Source organism: Pseudomonas mandelii, assembly GCF_900106065.1.
Lineage (GTDB): Bacteria > Pseudomonadota > Gammaproteobacteria > Pseudomonadales > Pseudomonadaceae > Aquipseudomonas > Aquipseudomonas mandelii.
The window spans coordinates 1,207,525-1,229,891 of record NZ_LT629796.1 but is presented as its reverse complement, the minus strand read 5'-3'; the positions used below and the strand labels follow the sequence as shown (position 1 = coordinate 1,229,891).

Genomic DNA, 22,367 nt, shown 5'->3' with positions numbered 1-22,367 from the left:
ACATTCAACAAATAGGTGTCTGTCAGATCGCCTTCGCGGGCAAGCCTCGCTCCTGCAGGGGGGCGGTGTCACATCGGTTTCATGCGCACGTGCTTTAGTTTTCCTTTTCAGGGAGAACACCATGAGCGAATTCGACCTCGGCCGTCGCCGTGTCATGCAAGCCGTCGGCGCCGGGCTATTGCTTCCAGGGCTGGCGCCGGCCGTCATCGCCTCGGTCAAGGACCGTCCGCAGCTCACCGATGGCGTGCAGTCCGGCGATCTAATGGGCGACCGGGCGATGATCTGGAGCCGCAGCGACCGACCGGCGCGGATGGTGGTCGAATGGGACACCCGCAGCCTGTTTGGCAACCCACGCCGATTCGTCTCGCCATTGGCCGATGCGCGCAGCGATTTCACCGCACGGGTCGAGCTCACGGGCCTGCCGGCTGATCAGGCGATTTTCTATCGCGTGTATTTCGAAGACGCCCAAAGCGGTGTCACCAGCGAACCCTGGTTCGGTCATTTGCGCAGCGTGCCGCAAACCCGGCGCGACCTCCGTTTTGTCTGGAGCGGCGACACCGTTGGCCAAGGCTTCGGCATCAATCCGGACATTGGCGGCATGCGCATCTACGAAGCCATGCGTCTGCGCCTGCCCGACTTCTTTATCCACAGCGGCGACACCATCTACGCTGACGGCCCGGTGCCGGCGCAACTGGCCACCGAAAGCGGCCGGGTGTGGCGCAATATCACCAGCGAAGCCAAGAGCAAGGTCGCCGAGACACTCGACGATTATCGCGGTAACTACCGCTACAACCTGATGGACGAGAACATCCGTCGCTTCAACGCCGAAGTCCCGCAGATCTGGCAGTGGGATGACCACGAAGTGGTGAACAACTGGTCACCGGGCAAGCAATTGGATGAGCGCTACAAGAGCAAAGATATCCACAGCCTGGTCGGTCGCGCCCACCAGGCCTGGCTCGAATATGCGCCCATGCGTTTGCAGAGCGCCGATGGCGGCGGGCGGATTTATCGCAAGCTCGGCTACGGGCCGATGCTGGATGTGTTCGTGCTGGACATGCGCAGCTATCGCGAAGCCAATGACGACAACCTGGGCACTGCCAAACCGTTTCTCGGTCGTGAGCAACTCGACTGGCTCAAGGCTTCGTTAAAAGCCTCCAGTGCTCAATGGAAGGTCATTGCTGCTGACATGCCGATCGGCCTCGGCGTCCCCGACGGAGAAATCCGCCCCGGTGTGGCACGCTGGGAAGCAGTGGCCAACGGTGATCCCGGACCGGCCCAGCGACGTGAACTGGAAATCGCTGAACTCTTGGGCTTTTTACGGGCGCAGCAGGTGCGCAATTACGTGTTCCTGACGGCCGATGTGCATTACTGCGCAGCCCACCATTACCACCCGGACCGCGCCGCATTCCAGGACTTCGAACCGTTCTGGGAATTTGTGGCCGGGCCGTTGAATGCCGGGAGCTTCGGACCCAATCCGCTGGACAAGACCTTCGGGCCCGAGGTGGTTTTCGAGAAAGCACCACCGGCGCAGAACACCTCGCCGTTTGCCGGGTTCCAGTTTTTTGGCGAGGTGAATATCGATGGGCAGACGGGGGAGATGAGTGTGGTGTTGCGGGATCTGGATGGGGTGGCGGTGTTTGAACGCAAGCTTCAGCCAGCCTGACCGTTTTCACCAACAACACACAACCAATGTGGGAGCGAGCCTGCTCGCGAATGCGGTTTCACATTCAACAGCGTCGTTGTCTGACCCACCGCTTTCGCGAGCAGGCTCGCTCCCACAGGGATTGTGGTGGTTCAGTAGACGTCGCGGCGGTAGCGGCCCTGCTCGATGAGGCGGTCGACTTCTGCAATCCCGAGCACTTCGTTGAGTACGTGATCCACGCCTGATGCCATTCCCTGCAAGCTCCCGCAGATGTAAATCACGGCGCCGTCAGCCAGCCATTGCTTCAATAGATCGGCCGACTCACGCAGCCGATCCTGCACATAAATCTTCTCGGCCTGATCCCGCGAGAACGCCAGGTCCAGACGCTCCAGATCGCCTGAAGTCAGCCATTCCTCAAGCTCATCGCGGCACAGATAGTCGTATTCCCGATGACGCTCACCGAACAGCAGCCAATGCCGTTGCTGCCCATCGGCAATGCGTGCCTTGAGCAAACTGCGCAGTCCAGCCAGCCCGGTGCCGTTGCCCAGCAGGATCATCGGCACCGGCTCGGTCGGTAGATGGAACCCGCTGTTACGCCGCACTCGCAGGCTGATGGTGCCACCCACCGGCGCGTGTTCGGTCAGCCAGCCGGAGCCGATGCCCAGGCTGCCATCGGTGTGCATTTCCTGGCGCACGATCAGTTCCAGAATGCCGTCAGCCGCAATCGAAGCAATGGAGTATTCGCGCATGGCCAACGGCACCAGCGCATCGACCAGTGCCTGAGCGTGCAGGCCGACCAGATGGGTTCTGTTTTCCGGCAGTTGTCGGCTGGCGAGGGCGTGCTCCAGCGGTTGCGACAAGCCACTGAAGGTCACCATCGCCCGGCCTTCAATACCCAGGCCATCAAGGAAATGCTCGATTGCCCACGGGCAATTGCGGGGCAGGACTTCCACCAGATCCCCCGCCAGCCAACTGCTGGTGGTCGGTGCGGTGAGGCCCAGCAAGTACACCGGTGAACCGCTGCTGTCCGGGTTCATCAACTCGCGGCGGGTCAGGGTCCAGTTGTCGTAGCTCGGCGCCTGCCAGGTGTCGACCGGTGCTTGCCCGGTCAACAGGCCGAGTTGCTGCTGCCAGTGACGCAAGGCGTAAGGGTCGCCGCTGTCGACTTCCACTGGGGCGAACAACGTCTTGCCGCCATGCTCGCCAAGCCAGGTGTGCAAGCGTCGGGCGAAGCCGCAGAAGTGGTGATATTGGCGATCACCGAGACCCAATACCGCGTAGTTCAGGCTTTCCAGGTTCGACGCCTGGCCCAGCACCTTGCGTTCGAAACCGCGGGCGCTGTCCGGCGCTTCGCCGTCGCCGAAGGTGCTGACCACGAACAGCGCATTGCTGGATTCACGCAAGTCCTGTTCGCTGACATTCGCCAAGGGTTGGACTTTCACCGGCAGGCCGGCCGCCTGCAATTGCCCGGCAGTTTGCCACGCCAGTTGCTCGGCAAAGCCGCTTTGGCTGGCGAAGCCGATCAACCAGGCTGGCGCATTGTTGCCCGTTTGCGCGAAGTTTTTGCGGGCGTCCTTGATCTGCTTTTTCTTGCGGCGACGGTCCAGGTACAACAACCAGCCAGTGACAAAGAACAGCGGCATGGTCAGCGCGGTGAGGGTCAGGATGATCCGCCCGACGATGCCGAAGTAACTGCCCACGTGCAGCGCGTAAATGCTGGTCAGCAGTTGTGCCTTGAGGCTCTTGTCGCTGTAACGGTCATGCCGTTTGACGAGGCCGGTGGCCGGATCGAGGCTGATCTGGTTCAGCGCACGGTCATGGGGCGAGGAGTTCAACAGGTAGAAGACCGTCGCCAGTTGGCCGGCCACGGGCGGCATGCGGATGTTGTAGGCACTGAGTGCCGGACCTGCGGCGCTGTAGATGCTGCTCCACATGGCGGCGTAATCGGCGGTGGGCGCCGGGCCGCTTGGGGCAGGACCTCGACCGCCGCGCACGCGCTCGTTCTGCGGAGAGTCGGACAGCAATTGGGTCAAGCCCTTGTTGTACCACTCATAGGACCAGGACAACCCGGTCAGCGCTGACAGGAGGTAAAACACCAGGCACCAGGTACCGGCCACCGAGTGCAGGTCCCAGTTGAAACTGCGGCCCTTTTTCTTCCAGTCGAGGGTCAGCCAGGCGCGCCAGTTTTTCCATTGGCGCGGCCAGCGCAGGTACAGGCCGGACAGGCAGAAAAATACCAGGATCAGCGTGCAGGCCCCGGTGATCTGCCGCCCGGTATCGCCCATGGCGAGGAAGCGGTGCAGTTGCAGCATCAGGCCGAAGAAGTCCTGACCGGTGGCTTCACCCATGAACTGGGCGGTGTACGGATCGAAGTAGCGCATCTCGCCCCGGCGTTCGCCCGGTGGCGGGGTGAAACTCACCCGCGCGGCGTTGCCGCTGTCGGTCTCGACCCAGAGCATCGCGACTTTCTTGCCGGAGGCGCCCTCGATTTTTTCCACCAGTTCGGCGGGCGGCAGGACGCCTGCAACCTGCTTCTCGACCTGCAACACAGAAGGATTGAGCACGCTGAGGATCTCATCCTCAAACGACACTATCGCCCCGGTGATGCCCATCAGGGCCAGGACCAGCCCGGCACTGATGCCGAAAAACCAGTGCAACTGGAACAGGGTTTTCTTCAACACGTCGCTCGCCTTGTTCGTTCGAAATAATCATCACGGCGCGCATTATGCCGTGGGTTGCTGAGAAACATTCTTTTTTACGTACAAAAGCCCCGTTCATGCAGATGAACGGGGCCTGACCTTATAGCGCCGGCTGCTTTATGTGGAAGCGAGCCTGCTCGCGAAGGCTGTAGCCGTCGCCACAGATGAGGTGCGGCAACCATCCATTCGCGAGCAGGCTCGCTCCTACATTGATCAGAAGTGGAAGTTGGTGCTCAGCAATGCCGTGCGGCCCGCCGCCTGGTTGGCGAAGTGGGTCGAGAAGGCTTTGTCGTAGTAGGTTTCGTCGGTCAGGTTCTGCACGTTCAGTTGCAGGTCGACGTTTTTGCTCAACTTGTAGGCAGCCATTGCGTCGTAACGAACATAGGACTCGACCATGGTGGTGTTGGCCACGCTGCCGAAGACGTCGTCGACATAGAACGCACCACCACCGATGGTCAGCTTCGGCGTGACCTGATAGGTCGTCCACAGGCTGGCACTGTTTTTCGGGGTGTTCGGCAGTTCGTTGCCATCGTTGGCTTTACCCAGCGGGCCGCCGTCGACTTGCTCGCTGTCCATGTAGGCGTAACCGGCGAAGACTTGCCATTTTTCGGTGATCTTGCCGCTGGCCGACAATTCGATGCCCTGGACGCGGGTTTTACCGGCGTTTTCATAGGACGTGGTGTCGACCTGGACGCGGGCGTTGTCTTTTTCGGTGCGGAAGATATCGGCGGTCAACGACAGGCGATCGTTCAGCAAGTCCCACTTGGTGCCGATTTCGTAGTTCTTGGTGGTTTCCGGCTCCATGTCGCTGCTCAGCAGATTGCCGTTGCGATCCGGCGTGCCGCCCAACGGGTTGCCTTCCTGACCTTCGCCCAGCGTGTTGCCCGGTGGCGTGGCGGAGGTGGCGTAGGACGCGTAGATGCTGCCGTTTTCGGCCGGTTTGTAGACCACGCCGAACTGGCCGGTCACGAACTCGCTGACGTCATCCCCTTTGGACGTGGTCACGCTGGACGCGTTGTAGGTTTTGTATTTGGTGTCGAAATGGTCGTAACGCAGGCCCATGTTCACCAGCCATTGCTCGGACAACTCGAGGGTGTCGAACACATACAGCGCGTAGGTATCGGACTCGGTATCAGTGCCGGCGTAGTTCCGCGAGATCGCACCGTTCCATGGGTCGTTCGGGTTCGGGTTGGCCAGCGAGGTGCAGTTGTAGCCGCTTGGCGCGCCGATCAGTGCCGGCGAGCAGTTGGTGGTCGACGCCGCGGTTCGAGGGGTGGTGTCGACGTTGACGTTGTACGAGGATTTCTGGCTTTCCTCGCGGCTCAGCTCGATGCCGGTGGCGAAGCTGTTCTTGAAGCCCGCAATGTAGACGTCACCAAACAGATCGGTCTGGTTCGTGGTGGTCTCGGTGTTGCTCACGCGGGTGTTGGCCCGGCGCCAGACGCTGCCGTTGTTCACGTTGCCCTTGCTGTCGTCCGGCTGGGTCAGGATGTAATCCTGCATGCTGCTGCCGTGGCGCAGGGTGTTCTTGACGGTCAGCGCATCGCTCAGGTCGTGCTCGATGGCAAAGGTTGCCGTGTCGGTGCGGCCCTTGCGGAAATCGCGATCCAGCCCGTAGAAGTTGCTGTGATCGCCGCCGGCGAACGGCTTGTCCGGATTCGACTTGGTGCGGGCGGCGGAACCTGCGACAGGGATGGTGTACGGAATGCCCGAGTCTGGCGTGTCGTTGCTTTCCAGATGGTAGTAATCGAGGTTGACCCGGGTGTCGGTGCCCAGGCCGAATGCCAGCGACGGCGCGATGCCCCAGCGGTCGTAGTCGACGCTGTCACGGCCGGCGACATTGCTTTCGTGGCTCATCAGGTTCAGACGGCCAGCGGCGGTGTCGGTGAACTGGTAGTTGCCGTCCAGGGTGTAACGCTGGGTCTGGTCCGAACCCCAGGTAAAACCACCGTCGAACGAGTCGCCCAAGTGGGCCTTTTTGCTCACCAGGTTAATGCTGCCGCCCGCCGCGCCACGGCCGCCAATGGCCGAGTTCGGACCTTTGCTGACTTCGATGGATTCTACGGCGAAGATCTCGCGGCTCTGCGAACCGGTGTCACGCACACCGTCCAGATAGGTGTCGCCCTGAGCGTCGAAACCACGAATGAACGGACGATCGCCTTGTGGGTTTCCACCTTCACCGGCACCAAAGGTGATGCCCGGAACGGTGCGCAGCGCATCCTGCATATTGAGGGCTCCGGTGTCCTTGAGCACTTGCTGCGGGATGACGGTGACCGAGCGCGGTGTGTCCACCAGCGGTGCGGTGTACTTGGGCGAGGAGGCTTTTTCAACGTTGTAGGAAGTCGCATCCTGGGCTTCGCCAGTGATGGAGGTCGCCCCCAGGGAAATCGCATTGCCCGGCGCTTTTTCGTCGGCCTTTTCGGCTGCGAAAACCATGTGGCCGGCAGAACCGGCCGTGATCGCCACGCCAATTGCAGACGCGAGCAAACGCGGTGAACTGACCGGTAAATGTGAGTGTTGGCGTGACATGTGAATTCCCCTCCCCAAGGATTTGAGGCCGCGGAATATAGGGTAGACGCGTATTTGTATCAATTGCGAAACGTTACTATTCGCGAGGAATTTACATTCTTTACAATTTGACCTTACGGTTTTTGATGATTCGTTCGTCGCGGGGTTTTACACAGTCAATAAGAATCAATACCATTGCCGCCTCTTTACCTCCAGGTGTCCTCCCATGCTGCTGCACATTCCCGGCGTGTTCGCGAAAGAAGAAGTGCAGCGCATCCGCGAGGCTCTGGAGCAGGCGGATTGGGCCGATGGCAAAATCACCGCCGGCTACCAGTCGGCCAAAGCCAAGCACAACCTGCAGCTGCCTGAAGGTCATCCGCTGGCCAAGGAAGTGGGTGCGGCGATGCTTGAGCGGCTGTGGAAAAATCCGCTGTTCATGTCCGCGGCTTTACCGCACAAAGTGTTTCCTCCGTTGCTGAACTGTTACACGGCGGGCGGCAGTTTCGACTTCCATATCGACAACGCCGTGCGTCAGCCCAAGGGCGGTATCGAGCGGGTCCGCACCGACCTGTCGGCGACGCTGTTTTTCAGCGAACCGGAGGACTATGACGGCGGCGAACTGGAAATCCAGGACACCTTCGGCACCCAGCGCGTGAAATTGCCGGCCGGCGACATGGTTTTGTATCCCGGCACCAGTCTGCACAAGGTCAACGCCGTCACCCGCGGCACCCGCTATGCGTCGTTCTTCTGGACCCAAAGCCTGGTGCGCGAAGACAGTCAGCGCGCGTTGCTGTTCGAGATGGACGGAGCGATCCAGCAATTGACTCAGGACATGCCCGATCACCCGTCGTTGATCCGCCTCACGGGCACATATCACAACCTGTTGCGTCGTTGGGTCGACGTATGAGTTTCCAATTGCGCCGCGAGGAAGTCCTCGACGGTGATTCGCTCAAAGCCATGCTGGAAGAAAGCCCCGCTCGTGCAGCCCAGGCGATTCTGATCGCTGCCCGTGAAAACATTCTCGATGCTCAAGCCTTGCTCGGGCAGATTCTGCTGGACGGGAATGGCATCGGGCAGGACCAGCCGCTGGCCGTGCGCTGGTTCGGGATTGCCGCCCGGCGCGGGCATCTGATGGCGCGCAACATGCTCGGTCGTTGTCATGAACATGGCTGGGGGTGTGCGGCGGATGCTTCGGTTGCCGCGCAGCATTATCGAATCGCCGCCGACGCCGGGCTGGATTGGGCGATGTACAACTACGCCAATCTGCTGGCGACCGGGCGAGGTGTGATGGAGGATCAGGCGCAAGCGCTGAGTCTTTATCGTCGCGCCGCAGAACTGGGCCATGCGAAGTCGATGAACCTGTTCGGTCGTTATCTGGAAGAAGGACGGGGCTTTCCGGCGGATCCGCAAGCTGCGCGTGAGTGGTATCGACGCTCGGCGGTCGGTGGTGATTTTCGTGGGCAGTTCAGTCATGCCGCTGTGCTGGCCGACGAGGGGCATATCGAAGAAGCGCTGGGTTGGTTACGCAAGGCGCGGGACGGCGGAAATATAAATTTCCTGCGGGTGGCGAGTCAGACGTTGTTGACTGCGCAGAACGGGCAAGTTCGCGAATTGGCTACCGATTACGCTCAGCGCTGCGCCGACCTTGAGCGGGAGCTCGTCCCCCTGCAAGCGCTGTAGAGTGCCGGGGGAGAAGTTTTCAGACACAAAAAAGCCCATGACATGTCATGGGCTTTTTGATTGTCGCTTCAGCGCTTACAGGTAAAACGATTTCAACGGCGGGAAGCCATTGAATTCAACCGCGCTGTAACTGGTGGTGTAGGCACCGGTCGACAGCCAGTACAGACGATCACCGATGGCCAGGTTCAGCGGCAGACCGTACTTGTAGTTCTCATACATGATGTCGGCGCTGTCGCAGGTTGGGCCGGCGATGACCACTTCTTCCATCTCGCCTTTCTTCTCGGTCCAGATCGGGAACTTGATCGCTTCGTCCATGGTTTCGATCAGGCCGGAGAACTTGCCCACATCCGTATAAACCCAACGCTCGACGGCGGTACGGGATTTACGCGCCACCAGCACCACTTCACTGACCAGGATGCCGGCGTTGGCGATCAACGAACGGCCTGGCTCCAGGATGATTTCCGGCAGGTCATCACCGAAGTCTTCCTTGAGGAAGCGGATGATTTCTTCGGCGTAGGTTTCCAGGCTGTTGGTGCGAGTGATGTAGTTGGCCGGGAAGCCGCCGCCCATGTTGATCAGCTTGAGGTGGATGCCGTCTTCTTCTTTCAGGCGTTCGAAGATCACTTTGACCTTGGCGATCGCCGCGTCCCAGACACTGATGTCGCGCTGTTGTGAACCGACGTGGAACGAGATGCCGTAAGGCACCAGGCCCAGGTCGCGGGCGAGGATCAGCAGGTCCATGGCCATGTCGGTCTGGCAGCCGAATTTGCGCGACAAAGGCCAGTCAGCCGTGGTCGAGCCTTCGGTGAGGATGCGCACGTAGACTTTCGAACCCGGCGCAGCCTTGGCAATGTTGCGCAGGTCTGCTTCGGAGTCGGTGGCATACAGACGCACGCCCTTGTCATAGAAGTAGCGGATGTCCTTGGATTTCTTGATGGTGTTGCCGTAGCTGATGCGATCCGGGCCAACGCCCTGGTTCATCACTTTGTCGAGCTCGTAGATCGACGCGATGTCGAAGTTCGAGCCTTTCTCTTTGAGCAGGTCGATGATTTCGACGGCTGGGTTGGCCTTGACCGCGTAGTAGACCTTGGCGAATTCGAAACCGGCGCGCAGGTCGTCATAGGCCTGGCTGATCATCGCGGTGTCGATCACCACGAACGGGGTTTCTTGTTTGTCGGCAAACGCCTTCATTTTGTTGAAGGTATCGCGCGCGAAATAGTCTTCGACGTTGATCGACATGCTGGGAACTCCTACTGGCAAACTGAAATTAACAATGGGTGCGAGGGTGTGTCATCAATGAAATCGCGAGTGCGTTGCGCCTGAGCGCGTGCCAGGCAAGGCGCAGGCCGCCGCTAATGGTCATTCCCTTCGCAAGGCCTGCAACGCAGCATGGCGCGCGCTCAGGCACAACCCGAAGGGCCGGGCCTGCTTTTGCGCAGGGCTGCGTTGCTCGTCCCTTATTTGGAACAACCAAACCGCGGGCCTCGCGCCTTGTCCTGCGCAAAAGCAGGCTCCGGCGCACTCGTGATTTCATTGATGACACACCCTCCTGAACGTCCTCCGTATCCCCACTTTGGTTCGCCTACTTCCCAAGGCATGTCGCCGAAAGCAAAAAGGCCACGGGAGGCGGTGCTTTCCCTTGGCCTTGCTGTCTCGTCGTCAGTACTTGAGCCGGATGGATCGTTTCCAGCATGGACGTTCGGCGCGAACTTTAGGGCGTGAGGGGCTTGAGATCAACAAAAAATGTCGCGTTTTTGCACGCTTCCGTCGTGCGGTCCTGGATAGCTACTGATGTAACCGACCTGCATGACAGTGTGATGTTCCCTTGGTAGGGAAATTTGAGGGGGGGGCAGCGGGATTTGTGGTGCGCCATCACGATTCTGCTCGCGAAGGCACTAGATCCGGCGACAGCAGGGTTGGCCGACCCTTAGGTACTTGCCCAAACACCGGTAACTCTCTAATTGTTGAGTTATCTTCATGCGGATCCCCTCCACGGAAACAAATTGAGCACCGCATAAGTAATGATCGTTTGAATATCTCTCTATAGTCGAAAAGGTAATCTAAACTTTCCGGGTGTTTCGAAAATGATATTAAAAACTACTGTAACCTGTTATTTGTGTCAGTAGATCGCTCTCCTCATCTATCCGATACTCGAGATCGAAAGTGAGTTGAAAATTTCTGTCGAATGGAATTCGCTCGTACGGTCATAGATGCATTGCCATTATTAGGGTGAGTACTTCCCTGCGCGTTTTAGTGTGTCGGATTTCGCACGTGTCTTGCGTTTTCCTAAATAACGCAATGGGAGACTAATGTGTTTAATAATGTATTGTTAAAAGGGGCGCGCGTCACTTTGATGGTAGGAGTTGCCGCTGGCTCTCCTCTCTTGCAAGCAAGTCCCGGCACAGATGCGGCAACGCTGATGGAGTATTGGTATCGTCTTACCGCCAGGGATTGTGGCAGCGGAAGGCTTGCATCTGACTGTTCCGGATTGATTCTTCGGGGGACGGACAGCAAAAAAGTATTCCGTCCATGGAATGCTGGTCCGAACTCGCATAACGCTGAGGCGGGTGGCAACGGTGTTGTTTCCAATGGTGGCGTGTCTGCTTCCTATCTGCGCAAGGACGCGGAATACGATGGTCTGGGTTTACTTAAGTTTAATGGTTTTGCTTTGATACCTAATGATTTTATAAATGAAAATGACCAATTCAAAGTCACAGTGCTTTGTGCGTTTCCTATTGATGCCTGGACTTATAATCGAAACAATAACGGTTGTGGTGATTATTTTCAGGATGGCGACATCAATAATACCGTTGGTGTTCAAGAGGATTATTGTCAAAAGCTTAAGATCAGTAGCGCCTCGGGCTGGATGGCGTATTTTGATCGTCAGACCAAGGATCCGGATCCTATCAAGGCTCATCGATTTCAATGTGGGTTCGATACGACCGCAGATTATTTTGGAACGTTCAATAAGGCGGATGCTTTTAATGCCTTTATTGAAGGGCGGAAATTGATAGCCCATGATCCTGAAGAAAAAATCAGAGCTCAAACCACTCAAACGGAGTTGCGACTGCGCGTTTGGCCTGACGATAATTTTTGGAAAAGAGACTGGAACCTCAGCAGGACCCATTTTGATTCTCCCGACCCAGATGATACAAACCCGGCGACAGTTGCAAATAAGGTATTTAAGGCACTGCCTATCGCAGCATTTACGTATATCGGTGGCATCGACTTCGTTGAGACGAATGGCAAAAGCTTCGCGGGTCGCGCGCTCGCTCAGGATGACCAGCGTAGATGGAACGAGGAGATTCCATCTGGTAAAGGCGGCTGGAAACCAGTCATAAAAGTACAAATGCCGCGCACGATCGTCGAGGATGCCAAATTTGCCTATTACCCGGGCGATCAGGTCGTTGCACCGCCGGTCGACAATCGGTCCTGTGACAAATACATCGAGAAGGCTGTGTGGATTGACGACTACAAAGAGCCAGTGCTGGGAACCATCTCATCACTGACGGTGACACCAACCGAGTGCGGAAGGAAAGCCGGAGTGGGGAAAACAAATGTGGTATTTGCGGAATTAGCCAATCTGGCGGCTAACAATTCCAGTAAGGAATGGAATTTCGATCACATCGGCAGCACCATGCGCCGTCAACTCGCCTGTCATCTTGATTCCCCTGACATCGCCGCGAACAAGGCGACCTGGAGCCTTGAACCGCGTCGCCCGTACGTCGCTCATGAGGTAATAATGGAGCTGCAGGGTGACAATAAATGCAACCCTCACTAAGACGTTGAAAGCGGCGTCCATATCGCCGCCTGGATATCAAACAGGCGGCGACAGATTAGGGTCAGGCCAGCGCAGTCTCGGCCGGCGAAACAATGCTGGTCTTGCCCCCACGGGACTTGCCGGAACTCAGGTACTCGGCAATCGATTCCTGAGTCACTTCCCCCAGGAACACCCGCTCCGCATCCATCACCGGCAGCCACGAGCGGTTGAACTCGTACATGCGCGACAGCAGGATGCGCAAATGCTCGTCAAACGCCGCCGTGGCGTTGAACTCACGCAAGTACTGCGCGCAAGTCCCTGTCTGACGGTGCAGGTCGCGACGTCGTACATAACCCAGCGCCTTGTTCTCACCATCGGTGACCACCACATAGCGACGGTCCAGTTCGTCCATCAACTCCAGGGCCTCGGCCACTGGGGTTTCCGGACTCACCGACGGTGCGTTATCCGCCGCGTCCTCGGCTTTCACCAACAACAGACGCTTGAGGGTGCTGTCCTGGCCAACGAAGTTGCTGACAAAGTCATCCGCCGGGTGCGCCAGCAGCGTGTCCGGGTGATCGATCTGCAGCAGCTTGCCAGCGCGGAAGATTGCAATCTTGTCGCCCAGCTTGATCGCTTCGTCGATGTCGTGGCTGACCATGATCACGGTCTTGTTCAGCGCCCGTTGCATCTCGAAGAACTCGTTCTGGATCATCTCGCGATTGATCGGGTCGACCGCGCCGAAGGGTTCGTCCATCAGCAACAACGGCGCGTCGGCCGCCAGTGCCCGAATCACACCGATCCGCTGCTGCTGACCGCCGGACAACTCACGCGGGTAGCGATTCAGGTACTGCTTGGGTTCCAGCTTGATCATGCTCATCAACTCGCGGGCGCGGTCGTGGCATTTCTGTTTGTCCCAGCCCAACAGGCGCGGAACGATGGTGATGTTTTCCTCGATGGTCATGTTCGGGAACAGGCCGATCTGCTGGATCACATAACCGATGTTACGGCGCAAGGTCACGGCGTCGAGGTCGGTGGTGTCTTCGCCGTTGATCAGGATCTTGCCCGAGGTCGGCTTGATCAAGCGGTTGATCATCTTCAGCGTGGTGCTTTTGCCGCAGCCCGATGGCCCGAGGAATACGCAGATTTCGCCTTCATTGACGGTCAGGCTTACCGAGTCCACGGCTTTCACATCTTTGCCGTTGCTTTGGAAGGTCTTGCTGAGGTTTTGAAGTTCGATCATTTGAGCAGTCCTTTTGGAGTCAGCGTGCGTTGCAGCCATTGCAGAAGCAGGTCGGCGAAGATGGCCAGGAGACTGACCAGCACGGCGCCGACGATCAGCATCGACATATCGCTGCGGCTGATTGAAGCGAGAATAAGTACACCGAGGCCACCGGCACCGATGGTTGCGGCGATGGTCATGACGCCGATGTTCATGACCACGGCGGTGCGCACACCGGCCAGAATTACCGGCACGGCGATGGGCAGTTCGACCATGCGCAGGCGCTGGCCGAAGGTCATGCCGATGCCGCGAGCGGCTTCGCGAATGCCCGGTTCGACGCCGGTCAGCGCCAGGTAGGTGTTACGCATGATCGGCAGCAGCGAGTACAAAAACACCGCCGTGATTGCCGGCATCGGACCGAGGCCCTGGCCGAATTTCGAGTAGAACGGCAGCAACAGGCCAAACAGCGCAATCGACGGCACGGTCAGCAGCACCGTGGCGCTGGCTTGCAGCGGGCCGGCGAGGGTCGGGAAGCGCGTCATCAGCACGCCCAACGGCACGCCCACGAGGATCGCCAATGTCACGGCGATGCCGACCAGGGTGATGTGCTGCCAGGTCAGGTGCAGCACCAGCGGCCAGTCGAGATGGGAAAAGGCGTTCAGAAATTCCATGTCTTTTCCTCCTCAGTTCAAGGGATGCTGGCGCAGAAAGTCTGCGGCAACGGATGAAGGGCTTTCGTGATCGACATCGACCCGCGCGTTGAGCTGGCGCATGGTGGCGTCGTCGAACAGTTCAGCCAGCGGCTTTATTTCTTCCGCCAGTTTTGGATGGGCGTCGAGATAGTCCTGACGCACAACTGGCGCGGCGGTGTAGTCCGGGAAGTAGTGCTTGTCGTCTTCGAGCAGTTTGAGCTTGAAGGCGTTCAATCGACCGTCGGTGGTGTAGACCAGTCCGGCGAAGACCTGACCATTGCGCAACGCGGTGTAGACCAAACCGGCATCCATCTGCCGAATGTTCTTGCGGGACAGGTTCATGCCGTAGAGATCGACCATGCCGTCCAGACCGTCGGAACGGTTGGCGAACTCGGTATCCAGCGCCACCAGATGATTGGTCTTGGCTTCAGCCTGCAGCACCGTGTTCAGCTCGCTGATGGTGTTGATCTGCGGGTAAGCCTTAGCGGTGGTTTCCGGCAGGGCCAGGGCGTAGGTGTTGCTGAATTTCGACGGAGTCAGCCAGATCAGGCCTTTTTTCGCGTCGAGTTCCTTCACCTTGGCGTAGGACTGCGCACTGTCGAGCTTCTCGGTGATGTGGTTGTAAGCCACCAGCGAGACGCCGGTGTATTCCCACATCAAATCCAGCTGACCACTTTCGTGGGCGCTTCGGGCCAGGTTGCTGCCCAGACCGCCGGTCACCTGAGTGTCGTAACCCTTGGTGCGCAGGTATTGGGAGGTGATTTCCGCCAGCAGGGTTTGTTCGGTGAACACCCGGGCGCCGATGCGGATGACCGGTTTTTCTGCGGCTTGGGCGATTCCTGCGAACAGCAGGGCGCAGCCTAGAAACAAGCATATTTTTTTCATGAGATTTCCTTTGCCGAGGCTTAAGACGGGCGCAAGCCGCGTTCGAGCCAGAGGCGGCTGGCGAGTGTCACCAGGCCGTCGAGCAGCAAGGCCAGCAGGGCGGTGCAGGCCGCGCCGAGCAGCAGTTGCGGCTGATTGTTCAAGGCGATGCCAGGGAAAATCAGGCTGCCCAGGCTGTTGGCGCCGATCAGGAACGCCAGCGGTGCCGTCCCGACGTTGATCGCCAAGGCCACGCGCACGCCGCCGATGATGATCGGCACGGCGTTCGGCAGTTCGACCCGCCACAGCACTTGCGTCGGTGTCATGCCGATGCCGACGGCCGCTTCCTTGAGGGAGCCCTGAACGTTTTTCAGGCCTTCATAGGTGTTGCGCACAATCGGCAACAGCGAGGCGAGGAACAGCGCGAAGATCGCGGGGCCGCTGCCGATGCCGAGGATCCCCAGGGCGATGGCCAGTACGGCAAGAGGCGGCACGGTGTTGCCGATGTTGAAGATCTGCATGAAGCGTTCAGCGCGGCCCACCATGCTCGGGCGGCTGAGGAAAATACCGGCGGGGATGCCCACAACGAGGGCGGCCAGCATGGAGACAAGGACGAGGATCAAGTGAGCTTGCAGGTAAAACAACAAATCGTCGCGGTAATGTTCGATCGTGTTGATGCCAATCCAGTGGACCAGCAGGGCCAGGAGAGCGACGACAACCGCACCTCCTATCAGCCCCTTGCCATAGCGAATAGCCACAGGCGGACTCCTTTTTTCTTTGTCGGCGAACGCAGTCCCGTGTGGCATGCCATTCCTGGCTGCCGGGAAAAACAACGTTCGCGAGAAGCAGCTCTTCATGCTGATGCAACCGCATGAGATCGAGCCATAAGCGCAGCCTCGTCAGGCTAACTTGCAGGTTTTTCAAACCCTGCTACGAGAGCTGTAACAGGGGAGTGGACGTCTGCACCTTTTAAAAGGTTCCATAATTAGCAGCAATTAGCCACCCTGGATCTCCCTTTGGACCTGTCGATCGCCATGGGCGAGAGGGCGAACGGTGGTCCGTGACGGTCGGTTTGCGCTATACTCGCCGCCCTTTTTTGAATCACCTGCCAGGCGATTTCCCATGACCAAACAGGCCGCCGAAGTCGCGAAACGCCGCACTTTCGCCATTATTTCCCACCCCGATGCCGGTAAAACCACCATCACCGAGAAGCTCTTGCTGATGGGCAAGGCGATTGCGATTGCGGGCACGGTGAAATCCCGTAAATCCGACCGCCATGCCACCTCCGACTGGATGGAAATGGAAAAGCAGCGTGGTATCTCGATTACCACGTCGGTCATGCAGTTCCCATATCGCGACCACATGATCAACCTGCTCGACACCCCGGGCCACGAAGACTTCTCCGAAGATACCTACCGCACCCTGACGGCGGTGGACTCGGCCTTGATGGTCCTCGACGGCGGTAAGGGTGTAGAGCCTCGGACCATCGCGCTGATGGACGTCTGCCGTCTGCGTGACACGCCGATCGTCAGCTTCATCAACAAACTCGACCGTGACATCCGCGACCCGATCGAACTGCTAGACGAAATCGAAGCGGTCCTGAAGATCAAGGCGGCGCCGATCACCTGGCCGATCGGTTGCTACCGTGACTTCAAGGGCGTTTATCACCTCGCCGACGATTACATCATCGTTTACACCGCGGGCCACGGCCACGAGCGCACCGATGTCAAAATTATCGAGAAGCTCGACTCCGACGAAGCTCGCGCGCACTTGGGCGATGAATACGATCGCTTTGTCGATCAGCTGGAACTGGTGCAGGGCGCCTGTCACGAATTCAATCAACAGGAATTCCTCGACGGTCAGCTGACGCCGGTGTTCTTCGGTACTGCCCTGGGCAACTTCGGTGTCGATCACGTGCTCGATGCCGTGGTCAACTGGGCGCCGAAACCGTTGGCCCGTGTTGCCAACGAGCGTACCGTCGAGCCAGTCGAAGAGAAATTCACCGGCTTCGTGTTCAAGATCCAGGCGAACATGGACCCTAAACACCGCGACCGTATCGCGTTCATGCGTATCTGCTCCGGCAAGTACGAAAAAGGCATGAAGATGCGCCACGTGCGCACCGGCAAGGACGTGCGGATCGGCGACGCGCTGACCTTCTTCTCCTCCGAGCGCGAGCAACTGGAAGAAGCGTTTGCCGGCGATATCATCGGCCTGCACAACCACGGCACCATCCAGATCGGCGACACCTTCACCGAAGGCGAAGCCCTGAGCTTCACCGGTATCCCGCACTTCGCCCCGGAACTGTTCCGTCGCGTGCGCCTGCGTGATCCGCTGAAATCCAAGCAACTGCGTCAAGGCTTGCAGCAATTGGCAGAAGAGGGCGCCACCCAGGTGTTCTTCCCTGAGCGCAGCAACGACATCATCCTCGGCGCCGTCGGTGTGCTGCAGTTCGATGTGGTGGCCAGCCGCTTGAAAGAGGAATACAAGGTCGAGTGCTCTTACGAGCCGATCACCGTCTATTCCGCTCGCTGGATCGATTGCGACGATAAGAAGAAATTCGAGGAGTTCCGGGTCAAGGCCGTGGAAAACCTGGCGGTCGATGGCGGTGGTCACCTGACGTACCTGGCGCCGACCCGGGTCAACCTGGCGTTGATGGAAGAGCGCTGGCCGGACGTGAAATTCCGTGCGACGCGTGAGCATCACTAAGCGCTGAGTCGCAAAATCAAAAGCCCCGGTCGTGAAAGCGCCGGGGCTTTTTCATGCCCGACACAATTCCCTGTGGGGGCGAGCCAGCTCGCGATGGTGGTCAGGACGTCACGGTTTATCAGGCGGCCCGCATTATCGTTGACGTCTTTCGCGAGTGCTGGCCGGACGTGAAATTCCGCAAGGCGGGCGAACATCATCAAGCGATGAGTCAGTACGCGTACGTCAGGCATTTCTGTAGGCGTTTTTACGGAGTTCTGTAGCTGGGCTCTGCTTTTTACTTCTCTAGTCTTTTACGCGAGACATGGAAGTCGTTGACGTCTAGCTTTCGGTGGACATTTCGCAAGTAGCGACTTTCCACGAGCAGGAGCACAAGACAAATGGATGTAATGAAAACCGATGCGGCTGCACTGACAACCCAACGACCTCTGACTCCCATTTCTGTCATCGAACGTTACTACGATCTGATCGTCAGCAGTGCTCCCTGTTTCGAAGTCAGCATCCGTGACGACGCTTTTGAGCCTTCCATGAAGCTGCCCGAAATGGAGCCGCGAATGCAGGCCTTCCTTTCTGTCGCCACTGCGCAATTTTTTGAGATGGGCCGTTACCGAGGTATGCCGTTGCGTTTGTTCGACCTGAGGCAAAACGCAAATACTCAAACCACAAAGACCTTTGCCTCGACGCTGATCGTTGCGCGCGCCATTCGCCATATTCAGGATACCGGCGACAGTATTGTGTTGTTTTCCCCCTCATCCGGAAACAAAGCCATCGCTCTACGTGATGCGGTTCTACGGGCACTTAAAAACAAGCTGGTCCACCCAGAGCAGTTACGCATTGTCACGCTGACGCCTGCCCTGACGACTGAAAAGTTGCGTAGATCCGAACTTTACGACGATCCTCGATTGCGTGCTTTGAATCCTGTGTTCGTGCTGGATACTGAGTCGCCGGAAGCAGTAAAGGTTGTTGGACAACAGTTCAAGGATCTCTTCAATCGTCGTCCATTGGGTGATTCGAAGTTGTGGCATTCCCTCCGTCTCGAGAACTACCGGTTTTCTGATCAAGCCCGGGCTTTTTTTGATTTTGAGTATGGTGACGCCTGGGACACTGACCGCAAGACCGTGCATGTGCATGCTGTGTCGAGTGCTTATGGTCTTCTGGGATATTGCTCAGGTGTGGATGTGATGAAGCGTCACGGGACACAGGTTTCCACTCCGTCATTTTTGTTGGTTCAACATCTCGCAACCAGCGACATGGTTCTGCACTTGCTCGACGGAAATTTTGAGGGTGCTTCTGCTCCACGCTATAAGCAGGGGGCCGACGGTTTATGGGTGCAGTCGGAGTCTGCGCACTTTCCTGCCACAACATGGAGTCCAGACGAAGTACTCGAACACACTTTTTATACACACCTGCCACCTACCGCAGTGGAAATGACTGCGCGGGTCAGGGCCAATGGCGGCTCGGGAATAGTCGTTTCGCTTCATGAGTGCATGCAGCGCTACAGTGAATGCGCTCAGTTTCTCGCGAATACGCTCGTCAGCTTGCCAGCCGATCCTCGTGATCTGAAAGAGTGGTCATTGGTGATGGCCATGACAGGTTGCCTGAATGCAATTGATCGACAACTACTTGAGGGTATGGACGGTTGCACCATCCACGCGTCGGGCACCTATTGCGGGCGGGATTTTGAATGCATCCCCACAGAGGGTTTGTCTTTTATTGATAGTGCTGAAGAGATGATGGAGATCCTTCGCAGCCCTTGTAATCCATGAGCTTTGATCCTCACATGATCAGCAAAGCGCTCTGCCATTTTCGCGTCTATCGGGGCGACTCCAGAGCTGGAGAATCGGCATGCCTGGTTTATGCAGGAGTGGCGGAAGGTTTGGTTTATATCGCACCGTTTGTGGCGCAGTGTTTTTTTGAAAAGTCGTATATAGAGCAGGAAGGAACTCTGGAGTGGCACCAGCTTGAGGGTTTCATAAAGCAGGATCAAACCGACTTGTACTTGTTGATGGCTCCCTTGGAGGTCATTCAGCAATACCGGCAGCCTGGCGATATTGTTGGCGTGAGCAGGATTCACCAGCAAGTTGATGTTTCAGCTGGATGGCAGCAGGTACTGAGCCAATTCTCCCATCGAGAAAACAAGCGTCGCACTCAATTGGCCGGACAAGGTTTTGATTTCGATGTGTCGTTTGAAGATAAAGACTTCTTTGCGTTCTATCGGTCGATGCACGTCCCGACAATGAGCGCCCGTTACGGGTGTTTTGCGCGAAGCGTGCCGGAGCAAGCGGCTTATCTCGACTTATTTAAACAAGGCGTGTTGTTTCGAGTTCATTTAAAGGGTGAGTGGGTGGCGGGCAGTATTTCCCAGATTAATGAATCGACACGCACCTTGAATGCGCGGTTGATCGGAGTGAAGGAGGGAGCCGCCGTCTACCGGGCCAATGGAGCGCAGAATTATGTCTACCACGCGATCCTTGAGTGGGCATCCGACCATCCAGCGATTGACTGTGTCGACTTCCAGGGCTGCGAGCCATTTCTGAGCAAAGGAACATTCCAGTACAAGAAACGCTTTGGGACGACGGCAGTTGTTCCTGAAAACGCATTCGGTCAATGGCGGTTGTTGATTCGAACAAGGGCGCTTTGTGTGTCCACCAGACACTTTCTGATCAATAACCCTTTACTGGGTCTGGATGCCGAGGGGCGGTTACAAGCGCAATATTTTTTTGATGCAGAGCATGAGGTTCGCTCGGATATTCCTTTCGCTTCAAAGGGCATCCAAAGCGAAGTAAGGCGCAACCTGGATCTATGGGATGACTGATCGGTACATTTACCCGATTCGGCTCAGTGGCTATTTCTGCCCAATGGCCTGGGTGCTTGCTGCGTTGATTTTTATCAGCCGTTTGAGCGCCATGGTGAAGCTGTTCATGGCGTTGTACCTGCGTCAGGCGTTGGCGTTGCCGATTGAAACCGTTGGATGGTTGTTGTCCGGGTACGGAGCCGGCTTGTTGATAGGGTCGATGGGGGGAGGACTGCTGAGTGAGCATTTCCCGACGGCTCGACTCACTGCCGCGCTGTTTTTTGTTTCAGCGTGGATTTTGGTCTTGTTGGGACTGGTTACAGATGTGCTTTTGTTGGCAGGTCTGCTTCTGTTCAGCGGGGTACTTGATGGTGCGATTCGCACCCTTCATCAGCGGTTGATCATGGAGTATTGCGAGGTTGCACAGCGGACTCGCTCGCAGTCATTGAACCGTGTTGCCAGCAATTTGGGCATGGCAGTTGCCGGAGTGGTGGGTGGCGTCCTGGCGCAGACGGATTTTCGTTGGGTATTTTTTCTCAGTGCCGCCATGTCTCTGCTGGCCTTGGTCTGGTTTGTTCGGGCGACACATCAGCGAGATATTCTGAGGCAGGATGAGGACTCCGAGGGGGCTTCAGGTTCTTGCGTACCGTATCGCGACAAGCCTTTCCTCTGGCTGTTGGGGGCCTCAGTCTTGCTCGGTCTTGCCTTTGAGCCGGTCTACAGCATGTTGGGCAACTATTTACTTGATTACTATCGGTTGGGTGCTGAAGTCATTGGTTGGCAATTTGCGCTCAACGCAGTGCTGGTGGTGGTACTGCAAATCCCGATATCTCATTGGAGCGAGCGATGGAGCGCACGCTGGCGGCTGCTGGCAGGCAGCATTTTGCTGGCCTGCGGGCTTGGCATGTTGCCCTTGGGCGCCGGTGTGTTTTATCTCTGCCTCTCGACCGCTATCTGGACGCTTGGCGAAATTCTCTTCATGCCTACTTTGAACGTGATGGTCATGAAGCGCGCACAAGCGGGAAAAAGCGGGCACTACTTTGGTCTTTTCTCAATGTGTTGGAGCGCGAGTGTGCTGCTTTCTCCGACGCTTGGAGGCCAACTTTATGGCCACTTTGGTGGGCATAGTGTCTGGCTTGGGTGTGCGGCCTTGGCGATCTTGTCCATGCCACTGGTTTGCCAGGCAACTCGCAGATAGCTCGCGTAATTTAGCTGATCTGGTTATAGGCATTATTCAAATCCGTTCTCCCCACCCACTGCATTTCCCGCGCATCGTTAGAGTCCTATCTGGAGAACCCAACCCGCCCCATCGGGACCGGATGTCTACCAGTGCCGTCGGGCCACCACGTTTCACCTGCGATAAGGATGGAATCAGCCATGAGCATTTTTCAACGCATTGTGTTGTTGCTGAAAGTTTGGGTACTGCTGTTGGTTGGCATGTCAGCGGCCTGGGCGGAATGCCCGGACCATCGTGAGCAGGCTTCGAGTGGGCAGGTGACGCACACTGGGCTGATGATCGCCGCGTCCGAGTCGGAGCCAGGCGACCAAGGGCAGGGCGGCAGTGCGGACGACGATGATTCGACCACTGATGAACCGGACAGCGATGATGAAGGCGACAGCCAGACATAAACCGCAGGCAAATGAAAACCCCTTCTGTCCCGGCTGATGCGCAGCCGGGGCAGAAGGGGTTATTGAACAGCTCACCTATTGCTGTGGGAGCGAGCCTGCTCGCGAAAGCGGCGTGTCAGTCGACATTGATGTTGACCGGGTTAACGCCTTCGCGAGCAGGCTCGCTCTCACATTTTT

16 protein-coding genes are annotated in these 22,367 nt (G+C 57.6%); 9 read left to right on the top strand and 7 right to left on the bottom strand.

The window, feature by feature from the left end; translation table 11 throughout:
* The first annotated feature begins 121 nt into the window (after window positions 1-121).
* Window positions 122-1,663 (top strand): alkaline phosphatase D family protein, encoded by a 1,542-nt coding sequence (locus BLU63_RS05670; RefSeq protein WP_083375042.1) that lies wholly within the window; start codon window positions 122-124, stop codon window positions 1,661-1,663.
* Window positions 1,664-1,794: 131 nt separating this feature from the next.
* Here the strand turns inward: BLU63_RS05670 and BLU63_RS05660 are convergent, their stop codons facing one another.
* Together BLU63_RS05660 and BLU63_RS05655 are read right to left on the bottom strand one after the other, a co-directional pair.
* A complete protein-coding gene (locus BLU63_RS05660) occupies window positions 1,795-4,323 on the bottom strand; it encodes a PepSY domain-containing protein (RefSeq protein ID WP_083375040.1) in 2,529 nt (842 codons plus the stop codon).
* A gap of 231 nt (window positions 4,324-4,554) precedes the next feature.
* On the bottom strand, window positions 4,555-6,870 hold the full coding sequence (locus BLU63_RS05655) for a TonB-dependent receptor (protein ID WP_083375039.1): 2,316 nt from the start codon (window positions 6,868-6,870) through the stop codon (window positions 4,555-4,557).
* A 205-nt stretch (window positions 6,871-7,075) separates the two neighbouring features.
* Between BLU63_RS05655 and BLU63_RS05650 the strand changes: the two genes are divergently transcribed.
* Both BLU63_RS05650 and BLU63_RS05645 read left to right on the top strand, forming a co-directional pair.
* The gene (locus BLU63_RS05650; RefSeq protein WP_010463447.1) at window positions 7,076-7,756 is read left to right on the top strand and encodes a Fe2+-dependent dioxygenase; all 681 of its coding nucleotides are present in this window, start codon (window positions 7,076-7,078) and stop codon (window positions 7,754-7,756) included.
* Window positions 7,753-8,529 (top strand): tetratricopeptide repeat protein, encoded by a 777-nt coding sequence (locus BLU63_RS05645; RefSeq protein ID WP_083375038.1) that lies wholly within the window; start codon window positions 7,753-7,755, stop codon window positions 8,527-8,529. The genes BLU63_RS05650 and BLU63_RS05645 overlap by 4 nt, the downstream gene beginning before the upstream one ends.
* A 75-nt stretch (window positions 8,530-8,604) precedes the next feature.
* On the opposite strand, the gene BLU63_RS05640 is transcribed toward BLU63_RS05645, so the two are convergent.
* Window positions 8,605-9,768 carry a type III PLP-dependent enzyme gene (locus BLU63_RS05640; RefSeq protein ID WP_010463443.1) on the bottom strand — a complete coding sequence of 388 codons (1,164 nt, stop codon included), beginning with the start codon at window positions 9,766-9,768 and terminating at the stop codon, window positions 8,605-8,607.
* A gap of 1,072 nt (window positions 9,769-10,840) precedes the next feature.
* On the opposite strand from BLU63_RS05640, the gene BLU63_RS05635 reads away from it, so the two are divergent.
* Window positions 10,841-12,310, top strand: coding sequence for a DUF2599 domain-containing protein (locus BLU63_RS05635; protein ID WP_231990941.1), 1,470 nt, complete (start codon window positions 10,841-10,843; stop codon window positions 12,308-12,310).
* A gap of 61 nt (window positions 12,311-12,371) precedes the next feature.
* On the opposite strand, the gene BLU63_RS05630 is transcribed toward BLU63_RS05635, so the two are convergent.
* From BLU63_RS05630 to BLU63_RS05615, 4 genes are read right to left on the bottom strand one after another with little or no spacing between them, the layout of a single operon-like run.
* Window positions 12,372-13,529, bottom strand: a complete 1,158-nt coding sequence (locus tag BLU63_RS05630) for an osmoprotectant ABC transporter ATP-binding protein OsmV (protein WP_010463440.1) — start codon at window positions 13,527-13,529, stop codon at window positions 12,372-12,374.
* Complete coding sequence (locus BLU63_RS05625; protein WP_010463438.1) at window positions 13,526-14,179, bottom strand: ABC transporter permease; 654 nt, start codon at window positions 14,177-14,179, stop codon at window positions 13,526-13,528. The genes BLU63_RS05630 and BLU63_RS05625 overlap by 4 nt, the downstream gene beginning before the upstream one ends.
* 12 nt (window positions 14,180-14,191) lie before the next feature.
* The gene (locus tag BLU63_RS05620; RefSeq protein ID WP_010463436.1) at window positions 14,192-15,085 is read right to left on the bottom strand and encodes a glycine betaine ABC transporter substrate-binding protein; all 894 of its coding nucleotides are present in this window, start codon (window positions 15,083-15,085) and stop codon (window positions 14,192-14,194) included.
* Between the two features lie 20 nt (window positions 15,086-15,105).
* On the bottom strand, window positions 15,106-15,822 hold the full coding sequence (locus BLU63_RS05615; RefSeq protein WP_010463434.1) for an ABC transporter permease: 717 nt from the start codon (window positions 15,820-15,822) through the stop codon (window positions 15,106-15,108).
* Between the two features lie 364 nt (window positions 15,823-16,186).
* On the opposite strand from BLU63_RS05615, the gene BLU63_RS05610 reads away from it, so the two are divergent.
* The 5 genes from BLU63_RS05610 to BLU63_RS05590 all read left to right on the top strand — a co-directional run bounded on the left by BLU63_RS05610 (window position 16,187) and on the right by BLU63_RS05590 (window position 22,190).
* Window positions 16,187-17,770 (top strand): peptide chain release factor 3, encoded by a 1,584-nt coding sequence (locus BLU63_RS05610; protein ID WP_010463432.1) that lies wholly within the window; start codon window positions 16,187-16,189, stop codon window positions 17,768-17,770.
* Window positions 17,771-18,147: 377 nt separating this feature from the next.
* Window positions 18,148-19,533 carry a DUF6002 family protein gene (locus BLU63_RS05605; RefSeq protein ID WP_083375036.1) on the top strand — a complete coding sequence of 462 codons (1,386 nt, stop codon included), beginning with the start codon at window positions 18,148-18,150 and terminating at the stop codon, window positions 19,531-19,533.
* A gap of 14 nt (window positions 19,534-19,547) precedes the next feature.
* Window positions 19,548-20,582: a hypothetical protein gene (locus BLU63_RS05600; RefSeq protein ID WP_231990940.1), complete on the top strand. Its 1,035-nt coding sequence runs from the start codon at window positions 19,548-19,550 to the stop codon at window positions 20,580-20,582.
* A complete protein-coding gene (locus BLU63_RS05595) occupies window positions 20,575-21,759 on the top strand; it encodes an MFS transporter (protein ID WP_083375035.1) in 1,185 nt (394 codons plus the stop codon). Before BLU63_RS05600 ends, BLU63_RS05595 begins: the two co-directional genes overlap by 8 nt.
* 179 nt (window positions 21,760-21,938) lie before the next feature.
* Complete coding sequence (locus BLU63_RS05590; RefSeq protein ID WP_077747405.1) at window positions 21,939-22,190, top strand: hypothetical protein; 252 nt, start codon at window positions 21,939-21,941, stop codon at window positions 22,188-22,190.
* Window positions 22,191-22,367 lie beyond the last annotated feature (177 nt).

Coding starts and splice junctions, on each gene's coding strand:
- BLU63_RS05610 (WP_010463432.1), top strand. CDS start 16,187: ATGACCAAACAGGCCGCCGAAGTCGCGAAACGCCGCACTTTCGCCATT.
- BLU63_RS05595 (WP_083375035.1), top strand. CDS start 20,575: ATGACTGATCGGTACATTTACCCGATTCGGCTCAGTGGCTATTTCTGC.
- BLU63_RS05650 (WP_010463447.1), top strand. CDS start 7,076: ATGCTGCTGCACATTCCCGGCGTGTTCGCGAAAGAAGAAGTGCAGCGC.
- BLU63_RS05630 (WP_010463440.1), bottom strand. CDS start 13,529: ATGATCGAACTTCAAAACCTCAGCAAGACCTTCCAAAGCAACGGCAAA.
- BLU63_RS05605 (WP_083375036.1), top strand. CDS start 18,148: ATGGATGTAATGAAAACCGATGCGGCTGCACTGACAACCCAACGACCT.
- BLU63_RS05600 (WP_231990940.1), top strand. CDS start 19,548: ATGATCAGCAAAGCGCTCTGCCATTTTCGCGTCTATCGGGGCGACTCC.
- BLU63_RS05645 (WP_083375038.1), top strand. CDS start 7,753: ATGAGTTTCCAATTGCGCCGCGAGGAAGTCCTCGACGGTGATTCGCTC.
- BLU63_RS05625 (WP_010463438.1), bottom strand. CDS start 14,179: ATGGAATTTCTGAACGCCTTTTCCCATCTCGACTGGCCGCTGGTGCTG.
- BLU63_RS05655 (WP_083375039.1), bottom strand. CDS start 6,870: ATGTCACGCCAACACTCACATTTACCGGTCAGTTCACCGCGTTTGCTC.
- BLU63_RS05620 (WP_010463436.1), bottom strand. CDS start 15,085: ATGAAAAAAATATGCTTGTTTCTAGGCTGCGCCCTGCTGTTCGCAGGA.
- BLU63_RS05590 (WP_077747405.1), top strand. CDS start 21,939: ATGAGCATTTTTCAACGCATTGTGTTGTTGCTGAAAGTTTGGGTACTG.
- BLU63_RS05640 (WP_010463443.1), bottom strand. CDS start 9,768: ATGTCGATCAACGTCGAAGACTATTTCGCGCGCGATACCTTCAACAAA.
- BLU63_RS05670 (WP_083375042.1), top strand. CDS start 122: ATGAGCGAATTCGACCTCGGCCGTCGCCGTGTCATGCAAGCCGTCGGC.